The organism is Dawidia cretensis, from assembly GCF_018598175.1.
Lineage (GTDB): Bacteria > Bacteroidota > Bacteroidia > Cytophagales > Cyclobacteriaceae > Ohtaekwangia > Ohtaekwangia cretensis.
The window spans coordinates 21,998-48,655 of record NZ_JAHESE010000009.1 but is presented as its reverse complement, the minus strand read 5'-3'; the positions used below and the strand labels follow the sequence as shown (position 1 = coordinate 48,655).

The window sequence follows — 26,658 nt, the reverse complement described above, 5'->3', positions numbered from 1 at the left end:
CTGCTGTTTTTTTTATATACAACGGTATGAAACCCTACGAGCCCATAGGGGTATCTTGTGCAAGCGCCTCTTCCTTGTACCACGTTATGTGGCGGGAGAAATACATGACCAACGCGATAACAATAAACAGTCCGATGCTACCCAATAACAGGGAATAGTCTTGCAACTGAATGATCACAAAAATGAAACCGTAAAAGAATATCAGTATGGCGCCGAAGAAGGCGATCATGCCAGCCTTACGCAAGAAGCTGGCCGCATACAAGCTTACCAGCAGTACCGTAGCACCAGACGCAATGAAGTAGGCGACGTTATAGCCCACGTGTTCTGACAGTGACAGCAGCAGGGTATAATAGATTATCAACGCAGCGCCGATGAGCAAATACTGAAAAGCGTGGATGCGGATGTTACGAATGATCTCTACCAGGAACAATGAGACAAATGTCAGTAGGATGATCAGGATGCCATACTTTGCCGTGCGTATGCTTTTCTGATATTGATCGACGGGAATCAGCAAGCGTGTGCCGAAGCTGGCGCCGGAAAGCACGGTGTTGGTGCCCGTCCACTCTTGTGCAAAAGGACGATTATAATGCAGCACCTTCCAATGGGCACTGAAACCCTTGTCTGTGATCTCACGCTTCTCCGGCAAAAACTCACCATCAAAGCTGGGATTAGCCCACGGGCCTTTCAGGTTTATGTCCGTAGTCTTTCCAACAGGCACGAAGTATAGCAAGCTACTGCCTTTCAGGTTAAGCTTTGCGGTAACCGTGCCGTTAAAGTCGGCTTCGGTTTGCCACGGCAACGTAGTAACAATACCGGTTCCGCTCGGCCCCGCGCTCTCGGCCGAAACAGCCGTGGTGTATATTTCAACGTCACGATCGTCATCCAAAAACGAAGACACACTCGCGCTGGGTGTAGAGAATCCGATTTGGTTGGAAGGCTCGCCATTCAATACGGCTTTCCCGTTCATAAACACCGGATTGTCACTAATGCCACGCAGATCGCTCAGACAGTAAGCCAGTTGTGCCTCACCCCAATGAATATCCTGGGCGGCGACGCCAAGCTTTTTAAAATTAGGTTTTACAAAAGTTGCTTTCAGATCAATGGCCGACTCGTACACGGCAGCGTCAAACAATCCGCGGTGCAGGACTTGCGGGGAGACGTTACCGTTGACATCGAGTTGTTCTGGCAGGAAGTATGCTTCCTGTTTCCATTCGCGAATCTCCACGCCGTTTTTGCCCTTGTCGATACGTTCGCGGTTCGTGAATGGAATGATGAGCACCGGGCCGGCCAGTGTTTGCGGTCCCGACCATTTCGAGGTGATCTCATTTACAACAGAGCTGGCCCGGTACTGCCGCTCGCGGACTAATGACTCGATCCATGACTGCGGAATGAGCAAAATAAGCGTAAGGAAGCCAATGGTGAAAAGCTTTACAAAGACCGATTCGCGGAACCAGGCGCCAATGCGGTCAAAGATGCTGAGAGTTGAAGGTGTAGTTTCCATAAGAAGTTAGTTGTTAATGCTATTGAAGGGTGAGGGTTGTAGAGGTTGGTAGTGGCTGCTCGACCGCAGGCTCAGGTTTTGTCCGCACTTTTGCGAGAATGGCCTCCAGTAAGGGTAGCATATTCTCCAGGCTGCGCGTCTTGATCAGGACATTCCACAGGGGCTCGAATTTTTTCCAACCGCCGCTATAGAGAAAATGCTTGAGCATGTGTTTGGCAGAATCGTGCGTCAGGCTTGCTTTGGTAATGTTGCTCCAGCGATAGAATTCGCGATATGCCCAATGATATCCTTCCTCCAGGGCTTCGGCCGACAGGCGACGCGTTTGGTAGACCACGTGCCGGGTATCGTACAAATCCCAGTTGTTTGTCAGCATACGTCCCTGCCGTTGCATGTCTGTATACAGCGCCGTGCCGGGGTAAGGGGTTAGAATGTGATAGGTGGAGGTAGTGATACCGTTGCTGACGCCCCAGTCGACGGTGCGTTTAAAAACATCCGGACCGTCGTCGTCCAGGCCGAATACAAAACTGCCGTTGATCATAATGCCCAGGGAATGCAGGCGCTTGACCGCACGTTGATAGTCCTTTTGCAGGTTTTGTTTTTTGTTACTCTGCCGCAGGTTCTCGGGCGAGAATGTTTCGAAACCTACAAACACACTGCGCAGCCCGGCCTCTGCCGCCTGTTCGATGAGATTACCCCGCAGAATGGAGTCAACCGTGGAGGCGCCCTGGAACACCCGGTTCATACCCTTCATGCCTTCGAAGAGCGCGGAAGCAAATTTCACATTGCCCAGCAAGTGGTCGTCCAGGAAATAGAGGTGGCGTCCAGGCAGGCGGTCGATCTCTGCCAGGGCATCGTCCACGGCCTGGGTATAGAACGTTTTGCCGCCTTCGAAAAAAGCATCTTTATAACAGAAGGTGCAGTGGTGCGGACAGCCGCGTGTCACCACGATGGAATTGGGCACCAGGTACAGATGGCGTTTAATCAGGTCGCGTCGTATGGGTGGAATACCTTCCAGCGTACGTACCGCAGAGAAGTAGCGCTTCTGCGGTCTTTTGGCGCGGAAGTCGCGCAGGAACTGCGGAAAAGTCTCTTCACCCGGACCGAGAAAGATCGTATCGGCATGTGGCGCGGCTTCTTCGGGCAATGATGTTACATGCAATCCGCCCAGTACAACATACGAACCCTTCGCCCGGTAGTGATCGGCGAAAGCATACGCGCGATACGCGTTGGTGATATATACCTGTATCACGACCAGGTCGGGCCGGTCGTCGAGGTCGACGCGCTCCACGTGCTGGTCTTGCAACTCGACCGTATCGTACGGCGACAAATACGCGGCGAGCGTCGCCAATCCCAGGGGAGGAAAGAGCGAATATTTGATCGGGCGCCAGAACGGACTCTCTGCTTCCGTCAGTGCAGGCAATATCATTTTAACCTTCATATATTACTACAGAAGTACTTTTAAATTGAAAGTGTATTAATAAAAAAAAATCAGTCGCGTTGCTGCCTTACCACCGCCTCGAGGGCGTCGATGTGTTTCTTAAAGGCATGCCGTCCGTTAGCTGTGATCTTGTATTTTGTTTTTGGCTTTCGCTCGACAAAAGATTTTGTTACGGCCACATAGTTTTCCTTTTCCAGCGCTTTCATGTGCGAGGCCAGGCTGCCGTCCGACAATTTCAGCTCATCTTTAAACGTATTAAAGTCAATAGCGTCGTGCATCAGCAGCATAGACATGATCTGCAGCCGCGTGCTGTGCTCTAATACTTTATCGAGTTGTTCAAAAGGGTTTTTCACGTCGTCGTTGCTTCACTCACTTCTCATATTTTCGATACATAATGCTGCCATAGAAAATATGTAATAAACCAAAACCGATTGCCCAAAAGATCAAGCCGTATCCCGGAAAGCTCGTGGCGATGAGTCCGAGAATAATTTCCGAGTAACCCAGGTATCGGATCTCGTCCACTGTATTCGCGCTGCCATGTATCAGCGCCAGCCCATAAAAAACGAGACAGGCCGGGGCGGCGAGACCGTAGTGCCCGGTACCCAGCATGATCAGGGCAAATATGCCACCTGTAAGCAACGGTATCGATACACTGAGCAACAATCTGCGACTGGCAGGCGTCCAAAGACTGGAGCCGTCGCGTCGTGCTTTGCGGCTGCTCAAGATAATGCCCGTTGTCAGCGAAGCGATCAACACGACAAGCGCTACGGCGATCAGCTTCAGCAATGTGGCCGGATCTTGTACGGAGTAAATACGGTACCGCAACGGCGACACCGGGTAATACGCAATAAAGTAAGCTGCCACCGCGCCGCTGAGGGCATAGATGCCTGCTAATACACCCGACAGACCGCTCAGGGAGATGAACTTGGCGGATCGCTCCATCATCGTTCGGATCGATGCGAGATCCTTTTCATACTCCTGGATTTTCTTCATTACTAAAGTACTTTGGGTAACAAAGTAAACTTACGAACAATTTGGATCAGAGTTGCCAAATCAGCTGATATTTTTCTACACCTGATGCAATGTGTTGATAATCAGAGTATACTAATAGCCGAGTTTTTTCAGCCAGGCAACGCTCAGATCCGGCCAGGTGTTCAACGTGCGATCTTGGGGTGCCATGCCGTAACCGTGGCCGCCGTGGTCGTAAATATGTAGGCTGGCAGGTATGCCGTACTTGCGCAGCGCTTGATAAAAGAGGATACTGTTTTCCGGTGGCACGGCCTGGTCGTCGGTAGAGTGTACCAGGAAGGTAGGCGGAGTGTGCGCATCTATGCGGTTATAGGTCGAGAGCGAGTCAACCAGTGCATCGTCAGGGTTCTTACCGAGCAACATCTCGCAACTGCCCCGGTGCGCCGCCGCCCCCGACAACGCAATGACCGGATAGATCAGAATAGAGAATGCCGGCCGCGAGCTGTATTGTTCCAACGGGGGCTTTGCTTTCTTCACCGCCGGCAGGTGCATGGTGGTGGCCATAGAAGCCAAATGACCTCCCGCCGAAAATCCCAGGATGCCGATGCGCTCGGGGTTCAACGTCCACTCCTTTGCACGCGACTTGATTACGCGCAGGGCCGTCGTCACATCGCGATATTGGTCAGGGAACCGGTGGCCACGTTGGTCGGGCGAGTTCAGGCGGTAGTGCAGCACAAAAACATCGTAGCCGTGCCGGTTATAAAAGGCGGCGACATCACGCCCCTCGTGCTGGTCGGCCAGGTGTGAATAGCCACCTCCGGGGCATACCAAAATGGTGGTGCCTCTGGTGGAGTCGGGCAGCGCCTTAAAGAGCTCCAGGTACGGCGGTTCCTTATCTTTTTCAAACCCATCGATCGTCGTTTTCTCCGTGGCGGGATACAACGGAATTTTTTGTCCCAGGACGGAAAAAGCCATAAAAAGAACCGATAGCGTGTGGAATGATTTCAAAATGAGGCGCATAGCTAGACCCTGAATTTTTCCGAAGATGTTCATTTTTTTGGGCTACGGTGTCCTGCACGACACTTTTTTAAAAATTGTCAGAAAAATCCTCTTAAGTTTTGGATTATTCCCCCTCAACCGATTAATATTGCACTCCCAAATTTAACATTCCTCCTTAGCTCAGCTGGTTAGAGCATCTGACTGTTAATCAGAGGGTCCTTGGTTCAAGTCCAAGAGGAGGAGCCCTGGCAAGTCCAGAATATCAAAAACCGCTTAAACATTTAAGCGGTTTTTTTTGTGCCGATAAATCTCTTCCTGGAAAAAGCAGCGTTTGGCGGTAATCATTTACGGCGGCTACACAGTCCCGCTAAGGATAAGGGATCAGAAACAATACATACACCATTGCACGAACAGGTTGGCTCACGCGGCCCGGTCTCGCCATGCCCAACGCACCGCTATGAAGTCGGGGAAATCGATTGCAACAGCGCGAATACTGCCGTCCTTATTTTTAACGAATCAGGTTTTCCCTCACGTAAATAGTCTTAATAAGGTGCACTTTTGTTTACGCTCGCCTATAACAAGGAATTTTTATGCAGATTCAATCAACCGACCTATTTGTACCAGGTAAACTGATGGAGAGTATCATCCCACTTCTGGTGGACGGATTGCTTGTTCTTAATACCGATAACTGTATTGAAATCGGTAATGACATATCCTTGAAATTGCTCGGTTTTTCCTCGCCGTCGGAATTAAAAGGAAAACATATACGCAGTCTTTATGCATATCCAGGCAATGCCGAGAAAATAATCTGGTTGATGGGGATGAATAGTCATTTATACAACTGCGAGGATACGTTCATAACACGGCATGGTCAAAGTTTTATCTGCTCGTACTCTTGTTTGCAATTTCGAAATCCGGATGGGATTACTTTTTCTAAAATCATCCTCCTCCGTGATTTGACCGATAAAATGATTGCTGAACAGAAAATTGCAGTGTATACCAGGCGTCTTAATGCCAGTACGGTACCGGACCACTTGAAGTATCTCACATCTCACGAGCTCAACGCTCCTTTACAGGCTATCTACAATCTTATCCTTTGGCTGCAGGAAGATACCGGACTGTCTTTATCAGAGGGGAGTATCAACATCGACATATTAAAGGATCGGGTGACGAGATTCGGGCTTCTGATAAACGACATTCTGAAATACTCAACGGTAGGACAATCGGCAATCAACACGAGTGCTGTGAATGTATATACTGTCGTGAAGGATGTTACTGACTTGCTCAGTCACCATCTCATCGGGAGCGAAGTACCATCCAGGGATAGTCACTACTCGCGGTATTGAGTTCCGGTGTGTAGCGCGCTCTTCCCGCTCGTCATTATTTTAAAGTTTCACGTTGCCTTATCGGATCATTAATTTTGTGTTCTTTACACTTATACGTGGCAATCGCTGGGTATAGTATGCCTATCTGTATGTAATAATTTCATAAGTGTTTAAATCACATGGCAAATTGTCGCGCGATTACCTGTGAGTAGATGGCTTTTCTGACGGCACAGTAGCGACACAGTGGCGGACTCCTTGCAAAAAGCACTCAGTTTACTTATCTTCAATAAGATAATCTTTGATACGCAACGGGAAGGATTGCCTGCAGACGCTACGTTAGTTGAAGAGGAATGCGTAGGGCAACCTTCTGTCCGATTTGTTTCGGGTGTTAAACGAATATTTTTTTACATGAGCTCCATGGATTTGATGCCGATATTGTACTGTCTGTCGACTCACTGTTTGATATCAATGCGTATGAGGCACGTGACTCCTGAAGCTATATACTTTTAGTAAGCATCTTATTCTGGGAACTGCAGTACGTTAGAGAAATATGCCGTTTAAATTATGAAAGATGGTGCGCAAATTTAAAAGAAATCATTTCATGCAGTTTGACATATCCCAGCAGAGGGAGTTTGAAAGTAGGATTTCGGCAGTTGCCAGAGAGTTGGCAAGTTTGATTGAGAATGCCAACGTTCCGATTTTTGGGATCGATCGAAACGGATACATTAACGAATGGAATGCGGTGATTTCAAACCTGTCTGGAATTGCCAAATCGGACCTATTGGGCAAATGTTGGGTCAATGAATTCGTTGGAATAGAGAATAGACAAGCGACTGAACACATGATAGCGTGTGTCCTGCAGGGCGACGCCATTAGCAATTTTGAATTGCCCGTGTTCACAAAAAATGATAAAAGACTGGTATTACTGCTAAGTGCTTTTCCGAGAAGAGACGCGGAAAAAATAATCAATGGAGCCATCTTTGTAGCACAGGATATTACGGAGCTTATAGAGTATAGGCGAAACCTTGAAAAGATGGTGCAAGACCGGACACGTGAGTTAAACCAAGCCTTGCAAAAAGAAAAGGAGCTTGTCAATATGAAGAGTAAGTTTGTTTCAATAGCCTCCCATGAATTCCGTACGCCATTGTCAACCATCACCTCCGCCACCGAGTTTATCAAGAAATTTAAGCAGCAGGATATGCCGTTGGAAATTGAGCAGAAACTTATCCAAATTGAGAAGCAAGTTGCGCACATGACGCATTTACTCGATGATGTGTTGACGATTGGAAAGATCGAAGGTGAAAAAATCCCGGTGCGATTATGTGTAATCGATATTCGCGATTTTTTCAGACGCCTAAGCCAGGAGATTGAACAGAATACAGGCGGCACACATAAGATTCGACTGATATATAATCTTTTATTCGATACGATTGAGTCTGATGAGAAGCTATTACGAAATATAGTCATCAATACGTTGACAAACGCAATTAAATTTTCCCCTGGTGCGAAGCATATTGACCTAACGCTTTCTTGCAATGACGAAACATTGACACTTAATGTCCGTGATTACGGCATCGGAATTCCAGATGTAGACATGAAACAGCTTTTCGAACCATTTTACCGGGGCAGTAATGCGAACGCCATTCAGGGTACCGGGTTAGGATTGTCGATATTACAGAAGGCAGTGAATTTGCTTCATGGATACGTCGATATAAAAAGTGAAGTCGGAAAAGGAACCGAGCTCACCGTTACTTTGCCGCGAATGCACAAACAGCGTTACTCAGTCTCTGCATTGGGATGAAACGCAACGATGCGGTAGAAAGGGAATGATTTTTAAGCACTTCGTTCTAGTGATGCAAAAAATGATAAAAGTTGTGATTGTTGACGATCATGGTCTCTTACGACATGGTTTACGCTCGCTGTTGAATACAGCCCCTGATATTGAAGTGCTCGCCAGTATTAGCAGTGGAGAGGAGGCGATTAATCTGCCGGATATGCTACAGCCGGATGTATACCTCATGGATATTGTCATGAAAGGAATGAACGGTATAGAAGCAACCCGTTGGATCAAGGAGCAAAATCCGGATGCGAAGGTTATTCTGATATCAAGTGAAGTGAATAAGGATTTCATTACGGCGGGGGTAGAATCGGGTATAGACGGGTATTTACCGAAAGATGTTGATCAGGAACACCTGCTCCAATCGATACGAACCGTTTTTAACGGCGGCAGATACTTTAGCCAGGAGGTTATGTCACTTGTTTTTGAAGACTTCTATCTAAAAAAAACTGAAGGTAGGGGGCTTCCTACTAAAAAGTCAAAGGAGCTTACCCGGCGCGAGAATGAAGTTCTCGTTTTGATTGCGAGTGGAAAGAGCCTGAAGCAAATCGCCGAGGAGCTTTTCATCAGCATAAAAACGGTTGAAACGCATAAGCTTCACATTCAGGACAAAATGGGTTTCTCGAATACGGCGCAATTGACAAAGTATGCGATAGATCACAAGCTCATTTAGAATATTGCTTCGCCGGAATGTTTGAGGCACGCCTACACGCCGGGGTAGTCTGTGTTATTTTAACACGTTTTATGTTGGGTGAAACAATAAGTGTTGCGGCAATGAGAAGTGGTGATTACTGTTTTTGTTCGGGTTGATCAGTATTCCTGATATTTCGGAAATCAGCTTTTTCCTGATTCCTTCAATTCGTCAAAAGGAGACCTTTGGAATACCGAAATACTTACCAAATGATTCCTGATGAAATTTCCGGATCTTCTGTGTCCAGAAACCTTTTTATCGACTTCGAATTGTACACCGACGGCGATGAAGAATTTAAAAAAGAGCTGATTGATTCGATGATCGATAACCTGGTGGAAATGCAGCAAGTGCTGCAAGAAGCGTCGCAGCGTAATGACGCGGGACTTTTCCAGGGCGTATGCCATAAAATCAAGCCTACACTCGAGATGCTTGCCGACGCCGAGCTCCTCGACACCGTGGGTAAGTTGAAAGTTGTTGTCACCGACCCCGCGAGCATTACTTTATTGAATAGAATATGTAAAGGTATCGTTCAAAGTCTTAAAAAAGCATAGTCGCCGCCCCCAGAACATTGTACAGAGGACGACAGTATTTGTATATATATGGAAGATGAGGTACTCGATAAAATTGATATTTTTCTTACCGTCGACAGGCAAACAATTAATAGCTATTTCAATATTCATGATCCAGCTCCTATTTATAAGCGTCAGCTTAGTCATCAGTTGGAGGAGTATATCAAAACATGTGTGGTTCCGGCAAAACGCTATACAGCTATATTGTACAAGTTTCAGTGTACCAGCGAAGTTGATAAACAGTTTGCATTGCCTTTGATGTATGCCATCAGGCGCCATTATTTACAGAAGAAAAAGGTGCGGGAGAAAGAATTCAAGAAATTCAGAAGCCGCAGCTGGATTTTACTGGCTCTCAGCCTGGTGGTCGTGCTTATATGCCAGGGGTTCGTGCCGCTCCTGTTAGATCCGGAGAATCATTTTCATACGGCTTTCATTAACAGCCTGGATATTTTTAGCTGGGTACTTTTATGGCGTCCGATTGACGTGCTTCTTTTCTATTGGAATCCGCATCTAAAGGATATTTTATTATTGAATAAACTTTCCACGGCTGAGTTAATCATAATCGACAATGGGAAATAGAGTGTTGCCCATCGGCGCGTTTCTTTTTGTGCAGGTGACATACTCGCTCGGTCAGACGGGGTTTGAGCATTATTACTATTGGAAGGATAAAAACGAAACGACGTTTATGCCCGTGATCCATTTTCAGAATGCAAGGGATTGGTATGCCGAGGCGCGCTATAATTATGAAGAGGTTAACACGTTTTCGCTCTACGTTGGGAAAAACTTTCCGCGGGAGTATAAGCTTGTTTCGTATTCACTGACGCCGGTCGTGGGTGTGGTCGTCGGGGAATTGAATGGAGTATCCCTGGGGCTGCTGCTGGCGGCGGAGTTTCGTAAATATTTTTTTTCATCGCAATCCCAGTGTACACTTTCGCGCGATGATGGTGACGCGCATTTTCTGTTTAGCTGGACGGAGTTGGGGTATGCGCCCGTGCGCTGGTTCTATTTTGGAGGCAGTGTGCAGCTTACGCGTTTCACGCATCACGGCAATACCGTCGCGGATCCGGGGGCTTTTGTTGGCTTTGAGACCGGAAATTGGTCATTCCCGATTTATGGCTTTAATCTTCAGAATGCGGGCCGGTATTTTATTCTGGGCATCAATCTTACAATAGAACGGAAAAAAAAGGATAATCTATGATGGCGGCGTCTACTTTTCCGATGGCAATGGAAGTATTCATGGTACTACCCCTGTGGGCTAAAGTCACCACGATAGTCGGCGGCATGCTTGGTCTGATACTATATTTCTGGAGCCGGATAAAAAAATCGACACATGAGAAAATGGAGCTTCAGCGTATGCTTGTCGAAAAAACGGAGCTTTGGTCTTATGCCGTTGAACGGGAAAGAAAGGCGGTCGAAAAAGCTGTCGAGATTGATCACTCGAAGAAGAAGTTGCTCTCCAGGATAAATCACCAGATCCGCACGCCCATGAACGGTGTTAGCGGAATGGTTGCATTGCTTTCAGAAACCACGCTCACACCCGAGCAGAAGGAGTATAACGAAACGATACGAAGTTGTAGCGAGAATCTGTTAACGGTCATTAACGATATTCTGTTAAGCGATGTGTTGGCATATTCCAAGGTCGAATCTGATTCGGGCGAATTTTCCAATAAGGATTTTAGCCTTCGAAATGCTATCGAGGAGGTCTTTGATGTATTTGCAAGCCAGGCCGCAAAGAAGGATGTGGAGTTGATTTATCACCTGGAGAACAAGATACCTGCGCATGTTGTGGGAGATGACGGCCGCCTACGGCAGGTGCTCATGAATCTTTTAGAGAATTCTGTCAAGTTCACCAACCATGGCGAAATATATATTGACGTGTGGATTCGGAGCGAGGAAGGCGGGATCCTGGATTTGGGTTTTGAGGTACGTGATTCCGGAATCGGAATTCCTCCGAACGAGGTTAAATTTTTAATGCATTCCATCTCGCAAGCCGGTGCACAGCGGTCCGGCGTTGGGCTGTTTCTCTGCAACCGGTTAGTGGCCATCATGGGTGGAGAAGGCCTTGCGATCGATAGTCGGGTCAACGAAGGGACCGTAGTCCGGTTCAATATTTTGGTGAGCGTCAGCACAGAGCCTCAGCGGGTACATGTCGAGATGATGGGTGTGGAGGGTAAAAAGGTGTTGATTGTAGAGGACAACCTAACCCTGAGAAATGTTCTCCAGCAGGAGTTACTAAATTGGAAGCTTGTTCCGATTTTGGCGGAATCCGGCGCGCAGGCGCTGGAGATCTTATCAGAAAAGCGGGGAATCGATTTAGTGTTAGCAGAAATGCAAATGCCCGAAATGGATGGGATGCAGCTCTCACAGTCCATTCGGACGCTCTATCCGGCGATCCCCATTATCCTGATCAGCGCCGTGAACGACGAAGGCAGCAAGCAGCATCCGGAAATTCTCAGCTCCCTGGTTGCGAAGCCGATTCGCTATAATATTCTCGCGCAACACCTGCTAACAGGGCTCATTCATGAAAGCCAGATTGCCGGCATTGAAAAGGCTATCGTAAAGCAAAAACTGACCAACGACTTTGCTATAAAATATCCCCTCACCATACTCATCGCCGAGGACAATGTGGTGAACCAGAAACTGGCACTCCGGGTACTTGGAAAACTGGGCTACAAACCTAACACCGTGAAAGATGGCAAGGAGGTATTGGAAGAAGTGACCCGAGTAGAGTACGATCTCATTCTCATGGATGTTCAAATGCCCGAGATGGATGGGCTTGAAGCAACGCGGATGATCCGTTTATGCCTCGCCAATCAGCCGATTATTATTGCGATGACGGCGAATGCCATGCAGGGTGATCGCGAGGAGTGTATTAATGCGGGAATGGACGATTATATAAGCAAACCCGTGAACATTGAAGAACTGGTTATTATACTGGAAAAATGGGCGCTGCAGGTAAAGGCAAAAAAATGATGAAGTTCGGTTTTGTTTTCGCTGTTATGGTCTTGCTGTTTTCCGGAGCGGGTATGGCACAGATCCATAGTATGAGGTTCGAAAACCTGTCCGTGAACGAGGGATTGTCACAAGGCAACGTCAGCGCCCTGGGACAGGATAAGTTCGGCTTTGTCTGGATTGGTACGGAGGATGGCCTGAACATGTATGACGGATATTCCTTTAGAATTTTCAGGAACGACATTCGGGATACCTCGAGCATCAGCGACAACAGCGTCACCAGTATCGTTAGCGATATAAATAACAATTTGTGGGTCGGCACAAAGGAGGGCCTGAATTTTTACAATCGGGAAGCGGATCGGTTTGAGCGGTTTATCTCCCATAAGAATGACCCTGGATCCCTTAGCAATGGTGCGGTCAAGTGCGTCTTTATCGATTCAAAAGGTAATTTATGGGTGGGCACTGAGAACGGGCTTAATTTATATGATTCCCAAACAAAAAAAATCAAGCAGTTTTTCCATAAAGCGGGTGACGACCGGTCGCTGGTCAACAGTTCTATAAAGGCGATCGTTGAAGACGATAAGCATCAGCTATGGATTGGAACAGCGGGGGGACTCAGCTTATTGAACCGCGACCAAGAAACATTTACGAATTTTTTAAGTCGTAAGGATGATCCGACCACCCTTAGCAGCGATGCCATAACATGTTTGTTTGTAGATAGGGAACAGACATTATGGGTCGGTACCATTGACAGGGGGGTGAATAAAAAAATGCAGATCGAAAAGACCTTTACCCAGTACATGCACGACGAAAAAAATACGAGCAGTATATCCAATAACTACATATATCAGATCGGGCAGGATGCTGCTGGAAATTTATGGATCGGTACAGACGGCGGATTAATGGGAATGAACACGGCAGATGATTCTTTCGCGCTATATGATCATAATCCCCGGAACCGAAGCGGCATCAGTAACAATACCATTTCCACATTGATGATTGACGTGGACGATCGCCTGTGGCTGGGAACGCGCTATGCCGGGGTGAACGTTTACGATAAAAACAGGTATTCATTCAATAATTACAAGTTCGATCCCTCCGGGGCCAATAGTATAGGTAATGACGTCGTATCTCACTTCGAGGAGGATAAGCATGGCAATTTTTGGGTGGCTACGGATGGTGGCGGGCTTAGCTATCTCGACAGGAAGTCGAACAAGTTTACGTCATACGGAGATATATTCTCCAATAAGAAAATACTGGCCATTGAAAAAGATGTCGACGGAGGTTTGTGGGTGGGGATGTGGCGCGGGGGATTGAATTATTATAACCGCGTTACGAAAAAGGTGAAAAAGTACCGCCACCAGCCGTCGAAAGAAAATTCGCTGAGCGATGACAACGTATTTTATATCCGCCGGATGCGAAACGGCGACATCTGGGTAGGCACATGGGGTAATGGCATTAGCAAGTATAATCGCAAGACGGACGATTTTACGCGTATCACGAATAATCCCGACGATGTCAATTCAGTCGCCAACTCTGGGATAGCCTATCTTTTAGAAGATTCGAATGGGCGCATATGGATTGGAACCGAGAGCAACGGGGTAGATCGGTATGATCCGGCGACGAACACCTTCAAGCATTTTAGAGGGAGCTCGGAAGAGGGTGCGTTAAGTAATAATTTTGTAACGGCTATTTTTGAAGACTCCCAAAAAAGAATCTGGGTCGGAACATTTGGCGGATTAAATCTTTTCGATCCGGTGACGGAAACGTTTAAGTCTTATCATGTGTACGACGGCATGCCGAACGATGCTGTTGTCGGTATACAAGAGGACGGGTCGGGTAAATTGTGGGTCAGTACGAATTTCGGCATCACGTGTTTCGATCCGGTCCACACTAGTTTTAAAAATTACACCGTTCACGATGGTCTTCCGGGAAGCCAGTTTAACCGGTGGGCATCTGCGAAGCTATCGACGGGCGAGTTGCTTTTTGGTGGGACCGAAGGCTTTACGCTGTTCCATCCGGATAGCATGAAGGTAAATACAACCAAGGCGCCCGTGTACATAACCGGATTTAAGGTCTTGAATAAACCGGTTATGATCGGCGAAAATGAGATTCTGAAGAAAAATATACTATATACGTCAGAGATCGAGTTAAGTTATCTCGATAATATTATTTCGTTCGAGTTTGCCGCGTTGAATTATCTTCAAGCGGACAAGAACCGTTACCGGTACAAAATGGAGGGATTTCAGGACGAATGGATCGAAGCCGGAAACGAAAGGAAAGCAACCTACACCAACCTGGCTCCGGGGGAATATCGGTTCCGGGTAATTGCGGCTAACAACAGCGGGCTTTGGAACGAAAAAGAAGCCGCTGTTAACATTATTATTACACCGCCTTACTGGCGTACGTGGTGGTTCCGAACCCTCCTGGCAGTGGTTGTGATAGGGGGAGTAGCTTCGTTCGTGATGGCGCGGAATCGAAATGCCGCAAAACTGAAAGCGACGTTGGAAGAGCAGATTAAAAAAAGCACGGAAGAAATAATGGGGCAGAAAGAGGCGTTGGTCGCCCAGACCGAGGACATGCAAACGCTGAACGATCAATTACAAGGACAAACGGCATTTCTGCAACAGATCAACAATGAGCTTCAAACGCAGCGTGAAGAAGCAGAAAACGCGCGGCGTGAAGCAGAGAAAGCAAATCAGGCGAAGAGTGTTTTCCTGGCCACCATGAGTCACGAAATCAGAACGCCCATGAACGGCGTGCTTGGTATGGCGTCATTGCTGGCAGAGACTTCTCTTACGGCAGAACAAAAAGAGTATGCTGATACGATCAGGGGCAGCGGCGAAGCGTTGCTCAGGGTTATTAATGACATTCTTGATTTTTCCAAAATAGAATCCGGCAACCTGGAACTTGACAATCACACGTTCGATTTACGGCAGTGCGTGGAAGAGGTGATGGATATCTTTTCGACAAAGGCGGCACAAAAGGGACTTGATCTCGTGTATCAGATCGATTATCAAATTCCTGCACAAATTATAAGTGACAGTCACAGGCTCCGGCAGATATTGCTTAACCTTATCGGCAATGCGATGAAGTTCACAGACCGGGGCGAGATCTTCGTCGGCATCGAGCTGTTGAAAATGGACCACAGCCAGATTGAGCTTGCCTTCCACGTAAGAGACACGGGCATCGGTGTACCGCAGGATAAGCTGTCGCGGTTGTTCAAAGCTTTTTCGCAAGTGGACTCTTCCACCACGCGTAAGTATGGCGGCACAGGGTTAGGGCTTGTGATCAGCCAGCGATTAGTGGAATTAATGGGTGGTTCTATTGCTGTGGAAAGCGCGGTGGGAGTGGGCACTTCGTTTGGGTTTACCATAAAAGGACAGGTGAGTCAGGAGTCTATCCGCCAATATGTACATACCAACACTACAGAGAACGAAGGAAAGAAAGTGTTGGTGGTCGATGACAACAGGACGAATCTTAACATCTTGAAAAGCCAGCTTGAGCAGTGGAAGCTAGTACCAACATTAGCATCTTCCGGAGCCGAAGCCTTGCAGATCCTGGCAAGTGGTGACAACTTTGACCTTGTCATTTCGGACATGCAAATGCCCGATATGGATGGCGTTCAGCTCACAAATTTGATTAAAGCGAACCATGCGTACCTGCCGGTTGTATTACTAAGCTCCATTGGCGATGAAAGCAAAAAGAACCACCCCGACCTCTTTGCGGCGGTTCTCAATAAGCCGGTTAAGCAGCAGCAATTTAGCCGTGTACTCCATTCGGTTCTCCGGACGGGTGACGAGGGGGTGTTGGTGGAAGAAAAGAAATCAAAACAGGTGCTTTCAACGGATTTTGCAGAACGGTACCCGCTCCGCATTCTCGTAGCGGAAGATAATCCGGTAAATCAGAAACTGGCCACGCGGGTACTGAACAAACTTGGTTATACAGAGATCGTGATCGCTCCGAATGGCCTGGAGGCGGTCGAGCGATTTCATGAGCAATTTTATGACGTAATTTTAATGGATGTGCAAATGCCGGAGATGGACGGATTGGAGGCAACACGGCTGATCAGGGCAAAACAATACCATCAACCCTACATTATCTCGATGACCGCCAATGCCATGCAGGGTGATCGGGAGATCTGCATGAAGGCCGGAATGGACGATTATGTCAGTAAGCCCATTAAACTGGAAGCGGTAATTGTTGCCCTGGAAAAGGGTTACGAATTTATACATCGGGAAGTCGAGGAGTAGGATTGTACAACCCATTGTGCATGCCCACGTTAGGCCTACCGTCCTTTGTTGTAACAATGAGTAGTGTGCGGATGTACGGCATAACAGCCTTTTCAGGAAGATTTTTATTATACACTTAATATTGGCGTGTAGCCATGCGTATATTCTACAGTATATCCTGTTCTGCCTGATTTTTTCCAACTCAGCCTTTTGCTGATTTTTTTTATTGGCCCCTTCCATACCTTCGTGAGGACCTTCGGGCCAAAAATTATCATCATGAAAAGGATTTTAATCTTGCTGATCACCCTGGTGACAGCTCGGTATACACATGCACAAAACGTAGGTATTAATGCTACGGGGGCGGCTCCGGATGCGTCTGCTATTCTTGACGTTGCCTCTACCAGCAAAGGCCTCCTGGTGCCCCGTGTGGCATTGACAGCAACCAATGCGGCCGGCCCTATTACATCTCCCGCCACAAGTCTGTTGGTGTACAACACCGCCACGGCAGGTAGCGCCCCGAACAATGTGGTGCCCGGGTATTATTATTGGAACGGTACGACATGGATCATCTTTTCGACTGCCAGTACTACAGCCTGGACCCTTACCGGAAATTCCGGATTGAACCCGGCGATCCATTTTATTGGGACTACCGACGACAAACCGCTTATTTTCAAATCTTTTAATAACTCCTTTTTAGAGTTCGGAAATCGTGGAACGCTGGGATTAACGCAGGGATATCCGGATTATGATAATGCGACCGAGAAAGTGACCTATGTGCGTTCAGCCTTGCAGTTCGAAGCTGCCGCCGCAAATTTCTATAAACCGAAGATGTACACGGATGTTGATGGAAATTTCAGGATCAAGGGAAGCTCTGCCGGTACGGACTTTTTTGAATTCGGCTCTACCGGTAGCAGCAATAGTGGCGGGTTTGAATTCGTCATCGGCGATGATGGCGATGAGCCGATGGTATTTAAAAGTTACCACTACCTCAACGGAATGTCGGAGATCATGCGCCTGCAGAGCGGAAGAATGGCGGTGGGATCTAACTCTTTTAACGCTACCAATCCCGAGAAACTGTTGATTGATGCAGGCGTGACCACGTCCTATAACCTGATGACGGGGAAGGGCAGTATTGACAATTATCTTCAGATCAACGTTCAGAATAGCTCGGCCACCGGAAGTGCCAGCTCGGATGTTGTAGCCACGGCGAACAATGGAAACGAGTCGGTCAATTACATCGACATGGGTATTAACTCAGGGTCTTACACCAACACCAGTCTTCCGGTCCTGGGCGGAGCTAACACGGCCTATCTCTATGCTACCGGAAATGATTTTGTGATTGGTAATGGTACCGCGACAAAGCCTATTCGTTTTTTCACCGGTGGATTTGCCGCCGCGAACGAACGCATGCGAATCAGTGGCACGGGGGATGTAGCCATTGGGTCAACGACATTTAATGCTACCTATCCGGAGGCATTTTTAGTGGACGCCGGTACGACCAGCTCTGTCAATGCTATCGTTGGGAGAGGAAGTATCAATAGCTACCTGCAGCTTAATATTCAGAATCTCTCCAGCGGAACCAGCTCGTCCTCGGATGTGGTAGCGACCGCTGATAACGGAAGTGAAACTACCAATTATATCGATATGGGGATCAACGGCAGTACGAATGCCAGCGGCGTCATGGGCGGACCTAACGACGCATACCTCTATAATATTGGGCAGGATTTGCTGATTGCTACCGGTACGGCCGCAAAGTCATTGATATTTATGACGGGCGGTACTTCCGAGGCTACCAATGAAAGAATGCGCATTAGCGGCACCGGCAACGTGGGGGTAGGCACGAATAGTCCTAACTCGACCCTGGACGTGAACGGGTCTACGGGGCAGGAAATAACAACCACTAACTCGAATATTACGCTAAACGCAACACATTCTACGGTGATTCTGACCAATGGCAGTACACCTTCTGTAACATTGCCCGCCGCTGCCGCGAGTAATGCACGAAGAGTATATGTCATCGTGAATCAAACCAACGGCGCGCGGACAATCAGCAGCTATCGGGATTTTGCGAATTCGGGTGCAACGACCATCACGGCCAACAGCAGTATAACGATTCAATCGGATGGTAATAACTGGTACCGCATACGTTGACCGGTTTGTCGGCAGGAGAGGGTACGGGATTTGATAAATTGAAAATATGGCCAGGTCTTATCGCAATAGGTATAGGTTTTTGCTTTTTGGTTTGTGTATGACCATGGCAGGCGTCAATGGGTTTTCCCAGGCGCGGTTGATATTGGACAACGGAGCGTTTATTAATATCACCAATGGGGGGTACGTAGTGGTTGAGAATTCGGCTGCGAATGCCATCACCAGAACCAGCGGTTATATTAAGATCGAGGCCAATACCATGAGCAAGCTGAAGTGGAGTATCGGTACGAACACGTCTGCGCATGTGTTCCCTTTTGTCACGGCCGCTGGCGTGTATGTCCCCTTTACCTTACAAGTGACAGCGGGTGACATCGGGCACGTAGCTGTTTCTACCTATCCGACCGCTGCGAACAATACACCCTACCCGGCCACCGTAACGCATGTGAATATACTGGGAGTAGATAACAGCGCGAACGTAGTGGACCGGTTCTGGCAAATAGACAAAGACGGCCCCAGTGGCACGGCAACGTTAACATTTCAAGCTGCCCTGGCCGAAGTGGGCTCCATCACGACGCTGCGCGCCCAGCGCTGGAACAGCACAACCAATAATTGGGACGCTCCTCTTCCCGGTCAAACAAGTACCGCGACCAGCGTAACGGTTCCGGGTGTAACAACTTTTTCTCCGTGGGCTGTATCCGGAAATAATGCGCCGCTTCCGGTTGAATTGATAAGTTTTACGGCGAAGGCCATCGACAAGTATGTCGAGCTCGATTGGATCACCGCGTCGGAAAGGAATAATGATTATTTTACTATTCAGAGAAGTAAGGGTGGCATCAATTTTTTAGATATCGCGACCGTGGATGCCGGACCGACGGGTTCCATTGCGCAGGAGTACAGCTATACAGACCTCGACGCCCTTCCGGGTAAATCGTATTATAGGTTAAAGCAAACCGACCTGGACGGTACCGTAGAGTTTTTGGATATCCGCATGGTGCAACTTGACGAGCTTCCCCCCGGGTTAACGGCCTACCCCAATCCGGTGACAAATGGTAAATTATTCCTTGACTTCAATAGCGAACTTAAAAGCGAGGCCTCCATTACAATCTCTGATCTCGCGGGGAAGGTTGTATTCAGTACAACTGTAGCAGCAGGGACACGTTTTTACACCATCGACCTGAGCCGTTCACCGGCCGGGGCATACATGTTAAGAGCCTTCAGTACTCAGTCCAACTTTCAGCAGATCGTTGTAATAAGATAATAAAATGATAGGTGTGATTGACTCACTTATTTATTTCACCAACCCTACAAAGCGCCTGATTTTATAAGGGTCAGCTTTTCCCTGATTTACTTAAGGGAAATCATTCCGATCTTTTATCTCTACAATTTCTGAAACGAATATGTGAATTAGTGACTATGAAAAGTAAAATCTTTCTTTTTGGTTTTTTGATATGCTCTTTTACTGCTCAGGTCGATGCGCAAGTTAAAATAGGCGACAATGCCGCGACTATCGATGCCAACTCACTTCTTGAGCTGGAAAGCACAAATAAGGGATTTCTTCCGCCACGGGTGGCGTTAACCGATCTAAACGCTGTTACGCCACTGACCGGCACCGTACCCTCCGGAATGCTTGTTTACAGCAGCGGTGGTACAGTGGCGGATGGGTATTATTATTGGAATGCAACGCAATGGGTTCCGTTTATAAGCCTCGGTGAGACCAGTCTTACAGCCAAAACAGCTACCGGCTCGATCGCTAAAAACGAGACATTCATCCTCGCAAGCAACGATATTACACTGACACTTCCCGCCATTACGGCTGCCGACAATGGTCTTTCGATCACGGTCAAAAACGTTGGTACGCATCTACACCAGGTAGACGTTGTACCCGCCGGCGCTTCAACGATTGATGGTGCCGTGATCTCAAAGCACTTCCGCTGGGTATCTAAAACATATGTGGCCTCCGGGGGCGACTGGCTGATAAAACTAAGTGAAGGCAGAGCAGATAATGTCTTTGAAGTATCCGAAACCGGAAGCTGGACGACAATCGAGGAAATAATGGAATTTCTGGACGTGCACATGGAACAACCTTCTGTTGTCAGATTGGTAGGGGGCGACTACGTCGTTGAAGCAACCCAGACCATTGATCTGCCGTTTCCCTTAACCATTCAGGGAAGCACCTACGGCGCCGCCACGATTACGGCCGGCCCGGGGGTGTCGGGGAGTATGTTTGAGTGTACAACCGAAACCTATTTTAAAATGCTGGCATTCGATGCCGGTGGTGTCTCCGGTATTAATGCGATTCATCTAACCAGTACGAATGAGTATTATGAAATAAAGGACTGTACTATTGACGGTTTTGACAAGGGCATCGTGGCGCTGAGCAATGTCGAGGTGTGGATCTTTGAGCTCGATATTTTGAATGCTACAACGGCCGGCATTGAAATTGCCGCCGGCGGTTTAAGTGGCGTCTCGCTTAAGATATCGGAAACTGATTTTTTAAATTGCGCCCAAGGGATCAACCTGTTATCCGGGACAAATCCCGTAGTATCCATTTTGAATTGCGGTTTCTATAACAATAGCGGTGGGCAGATTGGCATAAACTACGTTCCCGCTACTTTTACCTCGCTGTCTCGTGTTTTTGTAACCAATAACAGTTGGAACAACACCGGCACATTTATGAGTGGCTTTGATTTTACGCTGGCGTCGGGAAGGGATGCCAATACATTCATTAAGAATAACTCGGGCGGACAAGATAGAAATCCCAATAGCCGGATCAACGTCAGTAACAACAGTGCAACCACAAACATTGCCGTTGCAGGCACGTGGTACAAAGCCAACTGGACCGCTGGTACGCAGACGTCTATTACTACGAAATGGACCATTGGTACGAACAGAATCACCTATCAGCCCGTAAACAGAAGTGATGGTTGGGCCATGATTACCGGTAATATAACGGTCCCCGCGAACAACCGAACCATCTCCATCGCCATCGTCAAAAATGGGATTACCACCACGCGGTACGGTGAGACTGATCTTCGCCTGACCACGGCGAACGATCCGTATCAATTCGCCACAACAATCTATTTGACGGATATCGGGCCTGGCGATTATTTTGAAATTTACTGCACCTCGGCCATCACCGGCACTACCGTTTTTCGGGACGTTCAGTGGTTTACGGAAACCAAATAAACGCGCCTACTTAATCCGCGTACGATGAGAAACTCACAACTGTTCATAGCGTTGATATTTGTCTGCACCTTTGCCCAGGCTCAGCACCAATTTACGAATACCGGAAATTTCCGAACGTTCCCCGGGGCGACAATCTCCTTTTTCGGCGATTTCGTCAATAATGGAGTATTTACAGATGCGGCACAATCGATCTCTTTCAGAGGCGGGGCCAATCAATTCATTTTCGCATCCACCACCCTTACGTTTAATAACTTCATTGCGGATAATGCTATGAATGTAAGGCTGCAGTCGGATGTCAATATTAGTAATACGCTAACCCTTACCGCAGGCGCGCTCGACTTAAATTCCCGGCGCCTGACTATACAAAATGCTTTGCCGACTGCGGTAAGCCGAACCGGCGGGTATATTTTGAGTGAGAAGACGAACAATACCAGTCAGCTGCGATGGATAATCGGTACAAACACTTCCGCGCACGTTTTTCCATTCGGCACTTCCACAGGAGTTTACATACCGTTTACCGTGTTGCCAACAGCCGGAAATCTGGGGAACGTAACGGTTTCCACCTTTCCCACAGCCACAAATAACACGCCGTACCCAACGGTTCCGGTAGCTGTCACCGACATGAACCGGCTGGGAGTCGACAATAGCGCGAACGTTGTAGACAGGTTCTGGCAAATCGACAAGGACGGCCCCAGCGGGACCGCCACATTAACATTCCAGGCCGCCCCCGCGGAGGTTGGTACTATTACCTCGCTGCAGGCACAACGCTGGAACGGCACAACGGGCACCTGGGAAAACCCTCTCCCGGGTCAAACCAGTAATGCAACGGGCGTCACCGTTCCGGATGTAACAAACTTTTCTCCGTGGACCTTGTCCGGAAATAATGCGCCACTTCCTGTGGAATTGCTTGTCTTTACTGCGAAGGGCGTAGAGACACGTGTCGAGCTGAACTGGACAACGGCAAGCGAAAGGAATAACGACTATTTCACCATCCAACGAAGTAAGGACGGCCGTACTTTTTCGGATGTTGGAACGGTAGCAGCCGGCCCGAATGGGCACAATGTTCAGAAATATGACTATACCGATCATGACCCCTTACCCGGTAAATCGTATTACATGTTAAAGCAAACAGACCTGGACGGCACCATGGAGTTTTTAGCTATCCGAATGGTGCAGATGGATGAGTTCCCTCCGGGTTTGACCGTGTACCCCAACCCTGTGGAAGGCGGTCAATTCTCTATTGACTTCAAGAGTCCATTGAAGCAGGATACTTTCGTTACAATTTCTGACCTGGTAGGAAAAATAATATTCAGCTCCGTGGTGGTTGCAGGTACACGTTATTACCCCGTCGATCTGGAAAACTCACCGGCAGGCGTATATATGCTGCGAACAACCAGCCCGCAGTCTGGCTTCGAGCTGAAAATTATGGTGAAATAGAACATCGCATGTCGTAATTGCGATTGAGGCGCGCGTTGTTATCTTGCGCCCATGTATCGAATTTCATTCCTCAGGCAGACGATCCTCTTGCCTGTTCTCTTCGTCCTGTATTTCAGTGCTTGTTCTGATGAGAAAACACAGCGCGAGCAATATGAGGACGCCACCAGCGGCATAACCTTCCGCGCCTACAAAACCACGTCGTCTACCGCCGTAGGACCCGCCGTAACGCTATACAACAGCCAGAAGACGGACTCACTGCCACCCATTGATCCCACTTATGCACACCTCTTGTTGGGATACGGTTGGACCGTCTCGGGTAAGCATGCCATGGCATTCGCCGAAGCGGACCTGGCGCAGGAGGGAGGCGACACCACGGCACAGTACCTGGCGCGGTCGTTGCGTTCCATCGCCATGTACGAGCAAGGGTGGGATAGCCTGGCGCATGAAGAAGCTGAGCAATCGAAAAAACTGCTGAAGCCTGATGCGGATGCACAATACGAAGTGGCTACATTTTACGTGCTCATGGGACTGGCGCAGGCGTACGATAAAGACTTTGCACAGTCTAAGTTCTACTTTGCGGGGTTTGCCAACGAGACCGGCATACACTGGCCGTATAAGCTGACCGATGCCATCGACGATTTTCAACATAACCGTTTACAGGAAGGGCTGGTTAAGCTCAAAGCGCTTTCGCAAGATCCGGCTGTGCCGCCCGCGCTTCAGCAGGCACTGGCCGAGCAGATCACGGTGATCGAAACGAAAGCCGGCGACGTGAACTCATCGCTCTTCTGGCCAAGGCTTATTTCGGCGGTAGTGCTGGAGCAGTTGAAGAAATCTTCTAATTCACAGATCGGACAGGTCGTACAGATGGTTGAAAGCCTGCGTGCAAAGATCGGATAGGTTCGTATATTATGCCCATGAATCCGACTGCAAAATCCTATCTCGTTGTCGACCTCGAAGTAACCGATCCTGCCGGTATGGCACGCTACAAAGAGCAGGCCTTCCCGATGATTGCCCGGTATGGAGGCCGTACCATTATTCGTGAGGTGAATCCCATCGCCCTGGAAGGCGACTGGAAACCCAAAATACTGGTCGTGCACGAGTTCGATAGCCGCGAGGCGGCCTTGCGTTTTTACAACTCCGAAGAGTATGCTCCGCTCAAGGCGCTTCGACAGGCTTGCGCGCACACCAACGGTGTGATTGTGGACGGTGTTGCGTAGATCAATCGTTCTTCTCTTCTTTATATAGGATCATCCCTGCATGGTATAAAATACCCTCGCGGAAATCACCGTCGGCTGTAAACCCCGTGTCGTCCAAATAATCAATGTGGTTGCCGGTCATCGTATAACGGCCCCGGTAGGCGCTCTTGCGACGGCCGCGATCTTCGTCGTAGCGGCCGTTGGGTAACAGCGTGTGGCGGATGTGACCATCGGCTGTTACCCAGGTGCCGATGTAAAAAGGTTCATTCGGTTTCATAGAATATGTATTAGATATTAAACATGATGTTGGAGTTTCAACGCGTAGTGAAACAACTCGAAGACATAGTTCTGCAAGAGCTCTGTGCGAAAGGTATAGTCTGACGCCAGCGCTTCCGTGATATTCTCAAAGACGTTGGTGAGGTAACGTTCGTGTTGCGCAAGCAACGGAAACGCCGGGGTGCTTTCAAGATGGAACATCGGCAAGGCATGAAGATTCTCCTGCATGCCGGGCGTCAGGAATGAGTCTTTGAACATGCAAAAGAATCCAGAACGCGCATCACAGGGGATGTGTGGCATCCGGGAATGGAAGAACATTAACAATGCCTCCGGCCCGCTTTGCGCGGAATCCAGGTACCGGCAGCGTGGCGCATTTTGCAGCAGGCTGATGGTATAAAATTCTTCCGCACTATGCAGTAACGGCAGTGCTTCCAGTGGCGGCGCATCTTGCAACCGGTAAGCATAAAAGTTAGTCGTGTCGCGAACCATACACAAAGGTACCCCCGGCGGGCGCGGCATCTTTGCAATATTCAAAGCGATGCTTGCAGGATTCAAGCCATGATCACTTATGGAGCAGTACCGGATCACATGTTCACCACGTGTTGTATCAGTTTTGACTGGTTGTTTAGGAAATAATTTCGTTCGTTTGAAAAATGACGTTCACGGAGTGGCCGGGAGGTGTTCCGGAAAGTCGAAAAAGATCGACAGCGAGTCGAAAGTGGGACCGGGAAAAGGGGCTTTCTGCCGGGGATAGTTCGAGTATCCCACAGGGTTCCTCCATAGATGTTCCACGGTTGAACCACGGATGATCTACGCTATAAAAGGGGTGGAACATCGTAAGGTCGGGTATGGCATCAGGCAGGTGAGGGTGAGGTTTAAACTGGCACCGTCCGGCAATTCGTCGGGCGTTGCCAACCCTATACTGTGCGATAGGCCGTAGGTGTCATCGAAAAATGCCTTTTGAAGAAGTTGTTGAAATGTGCAGGCTCCTCAAATCCAAGTGCATAACTGATCTCCGATATATTCCAGTCGGTATGCTTCAGCAACGCACCGGCTTCGATCGCCAGCCGATCCAGGATATGTTCGGTAGTGGTCTTTCCCGTAGTCTCTTTAATAGCGCGGTTCAGGTGATTGACATGCACCGCCAGCGCTTGCGCAAAGTCATTTGCCGAGCGCAACGTAAATCGTTGTGTAGGCGACTCGATCGGAAACTGGCGTTCCAGCAACTCGGTAAAGATCGACGCTATGCGCGACTTGGCATTCGTATGTTGATAGAGCGTCTCTGACGGCTGCAACTTGAGCGCATAGTGAATGACCTCCGTCACATAGTTACGGATCAGATCGTACTTGTACGTATAGTCCGACGCAATCTCATCCTGCATCTTCTTAAAGATCTGCGTCACCTGCTTGTCCTGCGCTTTGTTCAAAAAGTAAGCAGGCTTGGCTCCCGGGGCAAACATGGGAAAGTCGCTGATGCTGCCGCGGATCTTCTCGGTAAAGAAGGCTTCCTTAAAAATGCAGAAGAACCCTGTGTTGGTATCGCTCAAACTTTCCCAGGTGTAGGGCACTTGCGGATTAAAAAACATCAACGTCGAGCCCGTTACCTCCAGGCTTTTCTCGGCATAGTGGAAAACATTCCGGCCACGGATCAGGCTGATCTTATAAAACGACCGGCGGCTGTATGCCCCGGCCGAGCCGTGGGCCATAAAATCTTCCAGGCGGAATACATTAAAGTGGCCGATGTCCTGTTTCAGGTTCTCGGGCATCCACTGCAGCTTGCGCTGATAAAAATCTTCGAGTGTTTCAGTCTTTTCCATACGGGTAATTTCGGATGCTGGCGGTTGTAAAGATGCAACACGATTTGCCCGCGGCGCTTACGCGGATCAAAGCGAAGCTTGCAAA

Annotated in this window: 22 protein-coding genes, 1 tRNA gene and 1 pseudogene; 16 read left to right on the top strand and 8 right to left on the bottom strand. The window is 48.4% G+C overall.

Annotated features, from left to right (window positions below; genetic code table 11):
• Positions 1-34: 34 nt before the first annotated feature.
• The 5 genes from creD to KK062_RS11335 form a co-directional block, all read right to left on the bottom strand.
• Positions 35-1,501: a cell envelope integrity protein CreD gene (gene creD, locus KK062_RS11355; protein WP_254084416.1), complete on the bottom strand. Its 1,467-nt coding sequence runs from the start codon at positions 1,499-1,501 to the stop codon at positions 35-37.
• Between the two features lie 19 nt (positions 1,502-1,520).
• Positions 1,521-2,939: a B12-binding domain-containing radical SAM protein gene (locus tag KK062_RS11350; protein WP_254084415.1), complete on the bottom strand. Its 1,419-nt coding sequence runs from the start codon at positions 2,937-2,939 to the stop codon at positions 1,521-1,523.
• Positions 2,940-2,989: 50 nt separating this feature from the next.
• Entirely contained in the window at positions 2,990-3,292 is a 303-nt protein-coding gene (locus KK062_RS11345) for a winged helix-turn-helix domain-containing protein (protein ID WP_254084414.1), read from the bottom strand.
• A gap of 16 nt (positions 3,293-3,308) precedes the next feature.
• Positions 3,309-3,932, bottom strand: a complete 624-nt coding sequence (locus KK062_RS11340) for a hypothetical protein (RefSeq protein WP_254084413.1) — start codon at positions 3,930-3,932, stop codon at positions 3,309-3,311.
• A 111-nt stretch (positions 3,933-4,043) separates the two neighbouring features.
• Positions 4,044-4,883, bottom strand: a complete 840-nt coding sequence (locus KK062_RS11335) for an alpha/beta hydrolase (RefSeq protein ID WP_254084412.1) — start codon at positions 4,881-4,883, stop codon at positions 4,044-4,046.
• A 193-nt stretch (positions 4,884-5,076) separates the two neighbouring features.
• On the opposite strand from KK062_RS11335, the gene KK062_RS11330 reads away from it, so the two are divergent.
• From KK062_RS11330 to KK062_RS11260, 16 genes and pseudogenes are all read left to right on the top strand, one after another.
• Positions 5,077-5,150 (top strand) — tRNA-Asn (locus tag KK062_RS11330).
• Positions 5,151-5,497: 347 nt separating this feature from the next.
• Positions 5,498-5,860, top strand: a pseudogene (locus KK062_RS31045) (PAS domain-containing protein); the annotation flags it as partial.
• A gap of 81 nt (positions 5,861-5,941) precedes the next feature.
• Complete coding sequence (locus tag KK062_RS11325) at positions 5,942-6,253, top strand: hypothetical protein (protein WP_254084411.1); 312 nt, start codon at positions 5,942-5,944, stop codon at positions 6,251-6,253.
• A 550-nt stretch (positions 6,254-6,803) separates the two neighbouring features.
• Positions 6,804-8,033, top strand: a complete 1,230-nt coding sequence (locus tag KK062_RS11320; RefSeq protein ID WP_254084410.1) for a PAS domain-containing sensor histidine kinase — start codon at positions 6,804-6,806, stop codon at positions 8,031-8,033.
• A gap of 52 nt (positions 8,034-8,085) precedes the next feature.
• Complete coding sequence (locus KK062_RS11315) at positions 8,086-8,742, top strand: response regulator transcription factor (RefSeq protein WP_254084409.1); 657 nt, start codon at positions 8,086-8,088, stop codon at positions 8,740-8,742.
• A 257-nt stretch (positions 8,743-8,999) separates the two neighbouring features.
• Entirely contained in the window at positions 9,000-9,311 is a 312-nt protein-coding gene (locus KK062_RS11310) for a hypothetical protein (protein WP_254084408.1), read from the top strand.
• Between the two features lie 48 nt (positions 9,312-9,359).
• Positions 9,360-9,908 carry a hypothetical protein gene (locus KK062_RS11305; protein ID WP_254084407.1) on the top strand — a complete coding sequence of 183 codons (549 nt, stop codon included), beginning with the start codon at positions 9,360-9,362 and terminating at the stop codon, positions 9,906-9,908.
• Positions 9,898-10,527 (top strand): hypothetical protein, encoded by a 630-nt coding sequence (locus tag KK062_RS11300; RefSeq protein ID WP_254084406.1) that lies wholly within the window; start codon positions 9,898-9,900, stop codon positions 10,525-10,527. The genes KK062_RS11305 and KK062_RS11300 overlap by 11 nt, the downstream gene beginning before the upstream one ends.
• Complete coding sequence (locus KK062_RS11295; protein WP_254084405.1) at positions 10,524-12,302, top strand: response regulator; 1,779 nt, start codon at positions 10,524-10,526, stop codon at positions 12,300-12,302. The genes KK062_RS11300 and KK062_RS11295 overlap by 4 nt, the downstream gene beginning before the upstream one ends.
• Positions 12,303-12,355: 53 nt before the next feature.
• Positions 12,356-16,534 carry a hybrid sensor histidine kinase/response regulator gene (locus KK062_RS11290; protein WP_254084404.1) on the top strand — a complete coding sequence of 1,393 codons (4,179 nt, stop codon included), beginning with the start codon at positions 12,356-12,358 and terminating at the stop codon, positions 16,532-16,534.
• Positions 16,535-16,789: 255 nt separating this feature from the next.
• A complete protein-coding gene (locus KK062_RS11285) occupies positions 16,790-18,664 on the top strand; it encodes a phage tail-like protein (RefSeq protein WP_254084403.1) in 1,875 nt (624 codons plus the stop codon).
• A gap of 103 nt (positions 18,665-18,767) precedes the next feature.
• Entirely contained in the window at positions 18,768-19,919 is a 1,152-nt protein-coding gene (locus KK062_RS11280) for a T9SS type A sorting domain-containing protein (RefSeq protein ID WP_254084402.1), read from the top strand.
• Positions 19,920-20,074: 155 nt separating this feature from the next.
• Positions 20,075-21,847, top strand: coding sequence for a phage tail-like protein (locus tag KK062_RS11275; RefSeq protein ID WP_254084401.1), 1,773 nt, complete (start codon positions 20,075-20,077; stop codon positions 21,845-21,847).
• Between the two features lie 24 nt (positions 21,848-21,871).
• On the top strand, positions 21,872-23,284 hold the full coding sequence (locus tag KK062_RS11270; RefSeq protein ID WP_254084400.1) for a T9SS type A sorting domain-containing protein: 1,413 nt from the start codon (positions 21,872-21,874) through the stop codon (positions 23,282-23,284).
• 51 nt (positions 23,285-23,335) lie between these two features.
• Positions 23,336-24,181, top strand: a complete 846-nt coding sequence (locus KK062_RS11265) for a hypothetical protein (RefSeq protein WP_254084399.1) — start codon at positions 23,336-23,338, stop codon at positions 24,179-24,181.
• Between the two features lie 17 nt (positions 24,182-24,198).
• Positions 24,199-24,501, top strand: a complete 303-nt coding sequence (locus KK062_RS11260; RefSeq protein WP_254084398.1) for a DUF1330 domain-containing protein — start codon at positions 24,199-24,201, stop codon at positions 24,499-24,501.
• 1 nt (position 24,502) lies between these two features.
• On the opposite strand, the gene KK062_RS11255 is transcribed toward KK062_RS11260, so the two are convergent.
• The 3 genes from KK062_RS11255 to KK062_RS11245 form a co-directional block, all read right to left on the bottom strand.
• Positions 24,503-24,757: an Atu4866 domain-containing protein gene (locus tag KK062_RS11255; protein ID WP_254084397.1), complete on the bottom strand. Its 255-nt coding sequence runs from the start codon at positions 24,755-24,757 to the stop codon at positions 24,503-24,505.
• Between the two features lie 17 nt (positions 24,758-24,774).
• Positions 24,775-25,245, bottom strand: coding sequence for a hypothetical protein (locus tag KK062_RS11250; protein ID WP_254084396.1), 471 nt, complete (start codon positions 25,243-25,245; stop codon positions 24,775-24,777).
• Positions 25,246-25,673: 428 nt separating this feature from the next.
• Positions 25,674-26,573, bottom strand: a complete 900-nt coding sequence (locus KK062_RS11245; protein WP_254084395.1) for a helix-turn-helix domain-containing protein — start codon at positions 26,571-26,573, stop codon at positions 25,674-25,676.
• Positions 26,574-26,658 lie beyond the last annotated feature (85 nt).

What these genes read in the sequence shown, in the direction of transcription:
- creD (WP_254084416.1), bottom strand. Translation starts at nt 1,501, where the DNA reads ATGGAAACTACACCTTCAACTCTCAGCATCTTTGACCGCATTGGCGCC.
- KK062_RS11350 (WP_254084415.1), bottom strand. Translation starts at nt 2,939, where the DNA reads ATGAAGGTTAAAATGATATTGCCTGCACTGACGGAAGCAGAGAGTCCG.
- KK062_RS11340 (WP_254084413.1), bottom strand. Translation starts at nt 3,932, where the DNA reads ATGAAGAAAATCCAGGAGTATGAAAAGGATCTCGCATCGATCCGAACG.
- KK062_RS11335 (WP_254084412.1), bottom strand. Translation starts at nt 4,883, where the DNA reads ATGGCTTTTTCCGTCCTGGGACAAAAAATTCCGTTGTATCCCGCCACG.
- KK062_RS11320 (WP_254084410.1), top strand. Translation starts at nt 6,804, where the DNA reads ATGGTGCGCAAATTTAAAAGAAATCATTTCATGCAGTTTGACATATCC.
- KK062_RS11315 (WP_254084409.1), top strand. Translation starts at nt 8,086, where the DNA reads ATGCAAAAAATGATAAAAGTTGTGATTGTTGACGATCATGGTCTCTTA.
- KK062_RS11305 (WP_254084407.1), top strand. Translation starts at nt 9,360, where the DNA reads ATGGAAGATGAGGTACTCGATAAAATTGATATTTTTCTTACCGTCGAC.
- KK062_RS11300 (WP_254084406.1), top strand. Translation starts at nt 9,898, where the DNA reads ATGGGAAATAGAGTGTTGCCCATCGGCGCGTTTCTTTTTGTGCAGGTG.
- KK062_RS11295 (WP_254084405.1), top strand. Translation starts at nt 10,524, where the DNA reads ATGATGGCGGCGTCTACTTTTCCGATGGCAATGGAAGTATTCATGGTA.
- KK062_RS11290 (WP_254084404.1), top strand. Translation starts at nt 12,356, where the DNA reads ATGGCACAGATCCATAGTATGAGGTTCGAAAACCTGTCCGTGAACGAG.
- KK062_RS11285 (WP_254084403.1), top strand. Translation starts at nt 16,790, where the DNA reads ATGAAAAGGATTTTAATCTTGCTGATCACCCTGGTGACAGCTCGGTAT.
- KK062_RS11280 (WP_254084402.1), top strand. Translation starts at nt 18,768, where the DNA reads ATGGCAGGCGTCAATGGGTTTTCCCAGGCGCGGTTGATATTGGACAAC.
- KK062_RS11275 (WP_254084401.1), top strand. Translation starts at nt 20,075, where the DNA reads ATGAAAAGTAAAATCTTTCTTTTTGGTTTTTTGATATGCTCTTTTACT.
- KK062_RS11270 (WP_254084400.1), top strand. Translation starts at nt 21,872, where the DNA reads ATGAGAAACTCACAACTGTTCATAGCGTTGATATTTGTCTGCACCTTT.
- KK062_RS11265 (WP_254084399.1), top strand. Translation starts at nt 23,336, where the DNA reads ATGTATCGAATTTCATTCCTCAGGCAGACGATCCTCTTGCCTGTTCTC.
- KK062_RS11260 (WP_254084398.1), top strand. Translation starts at nt 24,199, where the DNA reads ATGAATCCGACTGCAAAATCCTATCTCGTTGTCGACCTCGAAGTAACC.
- KK062_RS11255 (WP_254084397.1), bottom strand. Translation starts at nt 24,757, where the DNA reads ATGAAACCGAATGAACCTTTTTACATCGGCACCTGGGTAACAGCCGAT.
- KK062_RS11250 (WP_254084396.1), bottom strand. Translation starts at nt 25,245, where the DNA reads ATGGTTCGCGACACGACTAACTTTTATGCTTACCGGTTGCAAGATGCG.
- KK062_RS11245 (WP_254084395.1), bottom strand. Translation starts at nt 26,573, where the DNA reads ATGGAAAAGACTGAAACACTCGAAGATTTTTATCAGCGCAAGCTGCAG.